Here is an 8,747-nt window from a genome sequence, read left to right on the forward strand (position 1 = left end):
TAGTAGAATATAACTTGTGCTTTCTTAGTGGCTCTCCCACAGCCCCGACTAAGAACGGCCACCAACAGCAGTGCTAATGAATGTAATTAACCGGTGAACCGGTAACGTAATGTCATAAATGAATTGATTGTTTGAATGAAGAAGGAGGATCACCCATGCGCACTACCTATATGGCTAAGGCTACTGAAGTTGAACGCAAATGGTATGTCATCGACGCAGAAGGCAAAACTCTTGGCCGTCTTGCGAGCGAAGCTGCAAGCATCATCCGCGGCAAGCACAAACCAACATTTACTCCGCACGTTGATACTGGCGATTTCGTCGTTATCATCAATGCAGAGAAAATTCACCTGACGGGCAAGAAACTGCAAAACAAAATGTACTACCGTCACTCGATGTACTCGGGCGGTTTGAAAGTAACGCCTGCTCAAGAAATGATCAAGAACAAACCAGATCAAGTTCTGGAACAAGCTATCTACGGTATGTTGCCTAAGAACCGTCTTGGCGACAAAATGAAGATGAAGTTGAAAGTGTACGCCGGCCCAGAACATCCACATCAAGCACAAAATCCAGAAGTTTACGAACTTCGCGGGTAAATAGAGGGAGGACAGTTTCATGGCACAAGTTCAATACTATGGAACCGGTCGTCGTAAACACTCTGTAGCACGTGTACGTCTCGTGCCGGGTGAAGGACGAATCATTATTAACAAGCGTGACCTGAATGAGTACTTCGGTTTGGAAACACTCAAACTGATCGTTAAACAACCGCTTGCTCTGACTGAAACGACAAGCAAATACGATGTTCTGGTTATTGCGCATGGCGGCGGTATGTCCGGCCAAGCAGGCGCAATCCGTCACGGTATCTCCCGTGCGCTGCTTAAAGCAGATCCGGAATTCCGTCCATCCCTGAAACGCGCTGGCTTCCTGACGCGTGATCCACGGATGAAAGAGCGTAAGAAGTACGGCTTGAAAGCCGCTCGTCGCGCTCCACAATTCTCGAAACGTTAATTTACAAAGCAAATGCCTTCTCTGTTTACAGAGGAGGCATTTTTTTAATCATTTTGGCGTATTTCAGTCATTGAACATTATGCCTAATGGACGTATAATTTAATGTAGATTAATTTACTAGGAATTCGCAAACGGAGGGACTCATCCATGAACCTTTTTGAAAAAGAAGCGTTAATCACGCAAAAGGCGGTAGAATTGGAAACAGCTACACCGCAGGAGATTTTGAAATTTGCGGTTGAAACATTCCCGAACATTACGTTCGCCTGCAGTTTTGGAGCAGAAGATGTCGTGCTTGTCGATATGCTGCAAAAGATCAGCCCGAAAACGGATATTTTCTACCTGGACACCGACTTTCACTTTAAAGAAACATACGAGACGCGTGATCGTATGGCGGAGATCTATGGTTTGGAATTCGTAAGAGTGCAGCCAGCCATAACGCCTGAAGAACAAGCAGCACAATTCGGTGAAGAGCTGTGGAAATCCGATGCCAACGAATGCTGCAACATTCGTAAAGTACAGCCGCTGACGCAAATCCTTTCCAAATACGAAGCTTGGATTACGGGAATTCGCCGCGATCAAGCGCCTGCACGTGCGAACGCGAAAAAAATCGAATACGATACGAAGTTCGGTTTGGTTAAATTCAACCCGATCGCAAACTGGACATCCGAGGATGTATGGAACTACATCCGCGAGAACAACGTGTACTACAATCCGCTTCATGACAACCACTATCCGAGCATCGGCTGTGAACACTGCACACGCCAAGTCATGCCAGGCGAAGACCCGCGTGCGGGACGTTGGTCCGGTCAAGAAAAAACAGAATGCGGTTTGCATAAATAAGCTCAAGCATTCAAGGCAGCAATACTCGCAGTGAAGCATATCCATCAGGCACCCGACAAAACATTAGGAGGCACTTGCAAAACATGAGCAGCATTAATCCACATGGCGGCGTACTCGTCAATCGAGTCGCGGCTGGAACTGAACGCGAAGCATTGCTTGCAGAAGCAGCAGGACTTACTTCGATTATCGTAAACAACTGGACGATTTCGGATTTGGATTTGATCGGTGTAGGTGCATTCTCCCCGCTCAAAGGCTTTATGAACGAAGCGGACTATCGTTCTGTCGTGGACCGCATGCGTCTTGCAGACGGTACGGTTTGGAGCATTCCGATCACACTGGCTGTAGAAGAAGCGAAGGCTGCGGAACTGTCTGCCGGTCAACGTGCCGCGCTTGTCGGTGAAGACGGCATTGTCTATGCCCTAATCGATATCGACAGCATCTATAATGTCGATCAGAAGCACGAAGCGGTTAATGTCTTCAAAACAGACGATGTGGAGCATCCAGGGGTTGCGAAGCTATACAGCCGTCCTTCCACCTACGTTGGCGGTTCCATTACAGTGTTGAATCGTCCGGTGCCTGAGAAGTTTAACGAGTTTTATTTTGATCCTTCGGAAACGAGACGGATTTTTGCGGAGAAGGGCTGGAAGACGATCGTTGGCTTCCAAACACGCAATCCGGTTCACCGTGCGCACGAATACATTCAAAAATGCGCAATGGAAATCGTGGATGCACTGTTCTTGAATCCGCTTGTCGGCGAAACGAAGTCCGATGATGTCCCTGCGAATGTTCGTATGAAGAGCTACATTGCGCTTCTGGAGAACTATTATCCAGCAGATCGTACGTTCCTCGGCGTCTTCCCGGCTGCAATGCGCTACGCAGGTCCGCGCGAAGCGATCTTCCATGCAATGGTTCGTAAAAACTATGGCTGCACGCACTTTATTGTCGGACGCGACCACGCAGGCGTTGGCGATTACTACGGCACTTATGAAGCACAAGAATTGCTTCGTTCGTTCCCGGCTGAAGATCTCGGCATTACTCCGCTGTACTTCGAGCACAGCTTCTTCTGCACCAAATGCGGCAACATGGCATCCAGCAAAACTTGCCCGCATGATAAAGCAGATCATTTGACGCTGTCCGGTACGAAGGTCCGCGCGCTGCTTCGCGATGGCGTTTGCCCGCCACCGGAGTTCTCGCGTCCGGAAGTTGCAAAAATCCTTATTGAGGGCATGTCCAATCAGCCCGTTTAATGAATAAGAAACGCGCCATCCTGTTAAAAGGATGGCGCGTTTCGCCTTGTACAAGATTGTCCGCATAAGTGGCCATCTCGTTCCATAGGATGATAAAGAACGCAGGACAGCCTCCTGCACGAATCATCGGATGGAGATAGGGGTGGCCTTTTGCATGCGCGGAGTTCGGAAACGGTTTGTCGTTTGGATTACGTACCGGGGTGCGGTGCGGATCGGTTTAGGCATCGCAGCTGTGCTGCTGACGGTGCTACTGTTAACGCAGGAAGTGCCTGCATCGCGGACATGGACGTATTGGACGCTGCCATTGTCCGGTAAAGTCATCGCCATTGACGCCGGGCATGGGGGCGTCGACGGGGGAGCTGTCAGCAAGCAGGGACTGGTGGAGAAAGACCTTAATTTGGCGATCGCTTTGCAGCTGCGAGATTTTTTACAGCAAGCCGGTGCGATCGTCGTTATGACGCGGGAAGGGGATTATGATCTCGCGGACGAAGGGACATCCAAGATTAGCAAGCGGAAGACGCAGGATCTCCTGAAGCGTGCGCAATTCGTGAAAGACAAGCATGCCTCGCTGCTGCTCAGCATTCATATGAACAGTATTCCGTCGCCGAAATGGTCGGGGGCTCAAACGTTCTTCTACCCGAATTTGCCTGAAAACGCCATTCTCGCTTCACTTGTTCAAGACGAAATTCGGCGCAACCTGGGTAATACGGAGCGGCTTGCTTCAACGGTGAACTCTATTTATTTACTGAAGGCCATGGATGAGGTGCCGAGTGCGCTCGTCGAAGTGGGCTTCTTATCGAACCCCGGAGAAGCGTCTCGTTTGGCCGATGCGGAGTATCAGAAGAAAGTCGCGGCATCCATCTATCAAGGTATCCTGCGGTTTACGGCTGGTGAGAAGTGGAGTACGGGGGCAGGGAAGTAGATACGTTGGATATTTGGCTGAAGCGCAATTTGGCCGAGGCCGCTTGGAACAGCTTCATCGTATTGTTATAATGGATGGAGTCAGTACCAAGGGACAAGAGGAGAGATCCATTCATGATTACACGCGAGGATGCATTGAAAGCCGTCGAGTCTGCGACGGCCGCATATAATGCGGAAGGCACGATCACCTTCCGCGATGTTGTTGTAAAGGACCGTAACGTATCGTTAACGGTCCTTGGTGCTGCCGCGAGCGCGGAGCGCGCGCTTGAGGCTGCGCTGCGCGAAGCGCTTGCCGCTGCCGGCGCCGAAACCGTACACTGCCGGTTTCGGGCCGGCGAGGCCGCCCCGGCGGGCGCGCAGGGCGCTGCGCCCGCCGCAGGCGCTGCCGGCGGCGCGGGGAAGGCTGCGCCGCCGCCGAAGGGCCCTAGCCCCGTACGCGGTCACGGGGCAGGGCTAGAGGCACACCCGCTGCTGAGCGAAAGCAGCGGGGTGCAGTTCATTGCCGTCGCCAGCGGCAAGGGCGGCGTCGGCAAGTCCACGGTGACCGTGAATCTCGCGGTCGCCTTAGCCCGCAAGGGCAAACGCGTCGGCATCATCGACGCTGACATTTACGGCTTCAGCGTGCCGGATATGATGGGAATTGAGGAACGTCCGCAGGTCGTGAACGAACGCGTCATCCCCATCGAGAAATTCGGCGTGCGCGTCATGTCCATGGGCTTCTTCGTTGAAGACAACGCGCCGATCGTTTGGCGCGGCCCGATGCTCGGCAAAATGCTGCGTAACTTTTTCGCCGAGATCGAATGGGGCGAGCTGGATTACGTGCTGCTCGATTTGCCGCCTGGAACGGGCGATGTCGCCCTTGACGTGCATCAGCTCATCCCGCAGAGCAAGGAAATTATCGTGACCACGCCGCATGCGACGGCAGCTTTCGTAGCGGCGCGCGCCGGAGCGATGGCCATCAAGACTGAGCATGAGATCCTGGGTATCGTGGAGAACATGTCGTTTTACATCAGCAAGAGCGGGGAACACGAGTACGTATTCGGCCGCGGGGGCGGAGCAAGGCTCGCAGAATCGCTTAATAGCGAACTGATGGCCCAAATTCCGCTGGGAGCGCCGGACAACCACGTGTCCGAACCGGATTTTGCGCCGTCGGTGTACAAAGAAGATACCGACACGGGCAAGATCTACCTGGAAATCGCGGACCGGGTCATCGCCAAATGCGAAGCTTAATTTAACCCATTAAACAAAAAGCCAACATTCCCCAATAGAGGATGTTGGCTTTTTGATTACCGCCCTATATTACCGCACATTGTCACCGTCACACCGCATTATGCAACCGCCCTGTGTAACCGCACACCGCACTATGCCTCACATTTCACACGCAGCCAGCCCACCATCAACCGCCGCCTTGTTCGCCCATACCGCTGTCGCCCCCACCACTATCACCACTATCACCGCCGTCGCCGGAATCTCCGCCACCGCTATCGCCTTCCTTGGACTTCGTAACCTTTTCATCAGGCTTCGGTTTCAGCTCTTCCTGAACGGCCTTCTTCAGCAGATCAAGGATCTCCATGCGGAAGAGGGGACTTTGCATCGACTCCTGCATGATGGTCATGACCTGCTTGCGATATTGGGTACTCTGCAAGACGTCTAGAATCATTTTATCCATCTCTGGACTCTTCATGGCCTTAATCATGTCCTGCTGGTAAGTAGGATCCTTCAGCAAATCCTTGTGAATTTGCTTGTTTTGTTTATTGACCGCTTGCGAGAACTCGCCGGCGAACCGTGGATCCGTCATTAGCTTCTCAATAACTTTGTTATACTCGGGCGAAACGAGCGTTTCCTTGACGGCCAGCCGAACTTGCTCTTGATCCTGTACAGTAAGCAGTTTGGAGGTCATACCCGTATTGCCGGTGGAAGAGATAGCCGATTCCTGAAGCGCTTTTTGCGCATCTTCCGTCTTCAGGATGTCGATGACCATCGATTTCATGTCTTTATAGCTCATGGGCTCGCTTGCTGCACTGGATGGCTGGGATCCGCAGCTTGAAAGCACGGAGGATAAAATTATTGCGGCACCTACCCTGGTCACTAACTTCGTTAGCTGCGAGGGCCTGCAACCCGCCCATACGAAACGCTTGAGCATGATGTCCCGTCTCCCTTCTGGAATTACGACATTGTCCTGGGGATAGTATGTGACAATGTTCAACGGATTATCATGGACTCGGCGTAGCTTTTTATGAATGACATGGTAAAATGGAAGGGATTCAAGGAAGGCAACAATTTGCCGGCATACGCAGCCGTTTTATTCATGGAAAGCAATTAAACGTTTAGGAGACATGATCGTGAACATTCGCAAATGGTTTTTCTTATTCTGGAGCACGATGGCCGTAGGCGGAGTCGTTTCCGCAATCGTCGGAACGACCATGCAATGGGTCGACCCGGATTTCGGCATCCTCGATTTGAAATCGACGGGTTTTAACCTGCTTACCATGGCGCTCGTGGGACTGTTGTTCGGTGCTTTCAGCCAAATGGGCTTCTTCTCGTACCTCACGCTTAACTACATCGCGCTCAGCGTGCTTCGCAAAGGGTATCTATGGAACGCCTTGCAAGCCTACACATCTTTGTTTGCGCTTGGCGGCGTAGGGTACATGCTGTATAAGAATCGTGCCGAACAGAACAACTGGATCTTTTGGGTGCTTCCGCTGGTGCTTCTGTTGGCATCGGCTGCAGTCTCTTATGTAAAAGCGAAGCAAACGAAAAATTCAGCATTCATACCGACCATGTTCCTTCTGATCGTCGTGACGCTGCTCGAGGCGTGGCAGGCTCTCCAAAGCAACGTATCGGCGATGACATTCATGCTGATCCCCATGTTCGTTTGCAATGCCTACCAAATCATGTGGCTGCATCGTTTGCTGCACAAAGAACAAACAACCGGCTCCGCATCTTCCAATGCGAAACCGGTCGTTTAACTGGTACTTCTTATCCTATAGGATTAACCGCATTACTCTTCAGCGGAAGCGTCGAGCTGCTCGAACATGGCGGTTTTATCCTGCACCGTTTTGCCTTGCAGCTCCGTTTGCGCGATGAGTTCCGATACGGTAACGAATTCATACCCTTTTGCGCGAAGCTGATCGATGATGATGGGCAGCGCTTCATGCGTCTGTTTGACGGAGTCGCTCGCATGCATCAGAATAATATCGCCGGGATGAGCCTTCGACACCACGCGATTGACGATTTTATCCGTTCCGATATTCATCCAGTCCTGGGAATCCGTGTCCCATTGGATCACTTTATAATTCATCTGCTCCGCGATCCGCAGCACCCGTTTATCGAAATCTCCGTTAGGCATCCGGATCAAGGATGGCGTTTTACCCGTCACTTGCGTCAAAATCGACTGCGCCGTCTCGATCTGCGTGCGAATTTCCTCGTCGCTGTAAGTACTGTAATTGCCGTGTTTATGGCCATGGCTTCCGATTTCGTATCCGGCATCCACGATTTTCTTGACGATATCCGGGTGTGTCTGGCTCCAGGGGGAGGATAGGAAGAACGTCACGTTCTTAACGCCTTTTTGATTCAGTACATCAAGAATAGGCTCTGTTCGTTTCTCCCCCCAGCTGATGTCAAAGGTAAGCGCGACGACCTTCTTGTCCGTAGGGACGCTGTAAATCGCTGCCGGCTGATCTTCTGCGAATACGGTAATATTGTCTTTTTCCGCATAGATGATTCCTGCCGCAAACACAATCCCCACAGTCATCAGAAAATACCGCTTTAATTTCTTGCCGTTCATGACATAAAACATATTCATACGGTGGATGGCACTCCTCTCGTAAAGGCTTGTTTTAGTACAATCTATGCTCGTACCACCAACTTATTCGTCTTCACGCCAAAAATCAGCTTAAACGAGGTGATATCCGATGTTCGCTCCTAGCGCCATATGGCAGCATTTGAAATCCATGGGCCATTATCTTGCCTTCAGTACGATTTTTCTGCTCGCGGGCATGGTCGTTGGCGCCACGAATCCTGCACTCGAGAACTTCATGCAAAGCCAGCTGAGCGGCCTTCAGAATATCGCGCAAAACATTGATTCCAGCAGCCATCCGACAATGTTCTTAATGCTGTTTATCTTTTTGAATAATGTCATTAAAGCCGTGTTGGTCATGTACTTGGGGATATTTTTCGGCGTCATCCCGATCATCTTCCTGGCGATCAATGGCATGATACTCGGATATTTGATCCATCACACGGCAGAGCAAGGGAATGATATGCTATTCACGGTTATCGTCAAAGGGCTGCTGCCGCATGGAATTCTCGAATTGTCAGCCATTGTCATCGCCTGTGCATACGGGCTTCGTTTTGGAAAAATGATGCTGCATGGAGCGGGAACGCTGTTGACGCGCAAAAGCGGGTGGGGGAAGCAGTTCGAACAATTCGTGCAGCGCACGCTTCCGGTCATCGTGCTGGTTGCCGTCATGTTAGTCGCGGCAGCCGTTATTGAAAGCACGGTTACGGTATGGCTGCTTGGGGAGTAATAAAATTTCCAGTTTTTGTGCATAACAATAAGGCGGCGTTTATCGCGACATGCGATAGACGCTGTTTTTGGTTTTCGGGAAAGCGCAAGGCTTCCCGCGACCATAGAGATGGGCGCAGCGAATAGAGACATGAAGCTGCGGCTTGTTCGTCTCTTGGCCGATGTTTGGGCCGAATTACATAAAGGGGGCCGCCAGACGGTTATGC

General features: G+C 51.4%; 11 protein-coding genes (1 of these 11 running past the window's edge). 9 read left to right on the top strand and 2 right to left on the bottom strand.

The genetic code is table 11. The features are described from left to right. The first annotated feature begins 155 nt into the window (after positions 1-155). From rplM to GZH47_RS19045, 6 genes are all read left to right on the top strand, one after another. Positions 156-593, top strand: coding sequence for a 50S ribosomal protein L13 (gene rplM, locus GZH47_RS19020; RefSeq protein ID WP_162642538.1), 438 nt, complete (start codon positions 156-158; stop codon positions 591-593). Positions 594-612: 19 nt separating this feature from the next. Further along, positions 613-1,005, top strand: coding sequence for a 30S ribosomal protein S9 (rpsI, locus tag GZH47_RS19025; RefSeq protein ID WP_162642539.1), 393 nt, complete (start codon positions 613-615; stop codon positions 1,003-1,005). Positions 1,006-1,152: 147 nt separating this feature from the next. Beyond that, a complete protein-coding gene (locus tag GZH47_RS19030; protein WP_162642540.1) occupies positions 1,153-1,845 on the top strand; it encodes a phosphoadenylyl-sulfate reductase in 693 nt (230 codons plus the stop codon). Positions 1,846-1,928: 83 nt separating this feature from the next. Further along, positions 1,929-3,092 (top strand): sulfate adenylyltransferase, encoded by a 1,164-nt coding sequence (sat, locus tag GZH47_RS19035; protein ID WP_162642541.1) that lies wholly within the window; start codon positions 1,929-1,931, stop codon positions 3,090-3,092. Positions 3,093-3,246: 154 nt separating this feature from the next. Beyond that, complete coding sequence (gene cwlD, locus GZH47_RS19040) at positions 3,247-4,014, top strand: N-acetylmuramoyl-L-alanine amidase CwlD (protein WP_162642542.1); 768 nt, start codon at positions 3,247-3,249, stop codon at positions 4,012-4,014. A gap of 113 nt (positions 4,015-4,127) precedes the next feature. Beyond that, positions 4,128-5,243, top strand: coding sequence for an Mrp/NBP35 family ATP-binding protein (locus GZH47_RS19045; RefSeq protein ID WP_162642543.1), 1,116 nt, complete (start codon positions 4,128-4,130; stop codon positions 5,241-5,243). A gap of 166 nt (positions 5,244-5,409) precedes the next feature. On the opposite strand, the gene gerD is transcribed toward GZH47_RS19045, so the two are convergent. Beyond that, positions 5,410-6,156, bottom strand: a complete 747-nt coding sequence (gene gerD, locus GZH47_RS19050; RefSeq protein WP_162642544.1) for a spore germination lipoprotein GerD — start codon at positions 6,154-6,156, stop codon at positions 5,410-5,412. A 199-nt stretch (positions 6,157-6,355) separates the two neighbouring features. Between gerD and GZH47_RS19055 the strand changes: the two genes are divergently transcribed. Next, positions 6,356-6,982: a KinB-signaling pathway activation protein gene (locus GZH47_RS19055; RefSeq protein WP_225446127.1), complete on the top strand. Its 627-nt coding sequence runs from the start codon at positions 6,356-6,358 to the stop codon at positions 6,980-6,982. A gap of 32 nt (positions 6,983-7,014) precedes the next feature. Here the strand turns inward: GZH47_RS19055 and pdaB are convergent, their stop codons facing one another. Then, the gene (gene pdaB / locus GZH47_RS19060; RefSeq protein ID WP_162642545.1) at positions 7,015-7,818 is read right to left on the bottom strand and encodes a polysaccharide deacetylase family sporulation protein PdaB; all 804 of its coding nucleotides are present in this window, start codon (positions 7,816-7,818) and stop codon (positions 7,015-7,017) included. Positions 7,819-7,927: 109 nt separating this feature from the next. Here pdaB and GZH47_RS19065 point away from each other — a divergent pair, with 109 nt between their 5' ends. Together GZH47_RS19065 and GZH47_RS19070 are read left to right on the top strand one after the other, a co-directional pair. Next, a complete protein-coding gene (locus GZH47_RS19065; protein ID WP_162642546.1) occupies positions 7,928-8,542 on the top strand; it encodes a stage II sporulation protein M in 615 nt (204 codons plus the stop codon). Between the two features lie 201 nt (positions 8,543-8,743). Next, a protein-coding gene (locus tag GZH47_RS19070) for a hypothetical protein (protein ID WP_161705148.1) crosses the window boundary here: on the top strand, positions 8,744-8,747 show its 5' end (the start). 218 nt of this gene lie beyond the right edge of the window; only the first 4 of its 222 coding nucleotides appear in the window; the start codon lies at positions 8,744-8,746; its stop codon lies beyond the right edge, outside the window.

Origin of the sequence: Paenibacillus rhizovicinus, from assembly GCF_010365285.1 — a bacterium.
Lineage (GTDB): Bacteria > Bacillota > Bacilli > Paenibacillales > Paenibacillaceae > Paenibacillus_Z > Paenibacillus_Z rhizovicinus.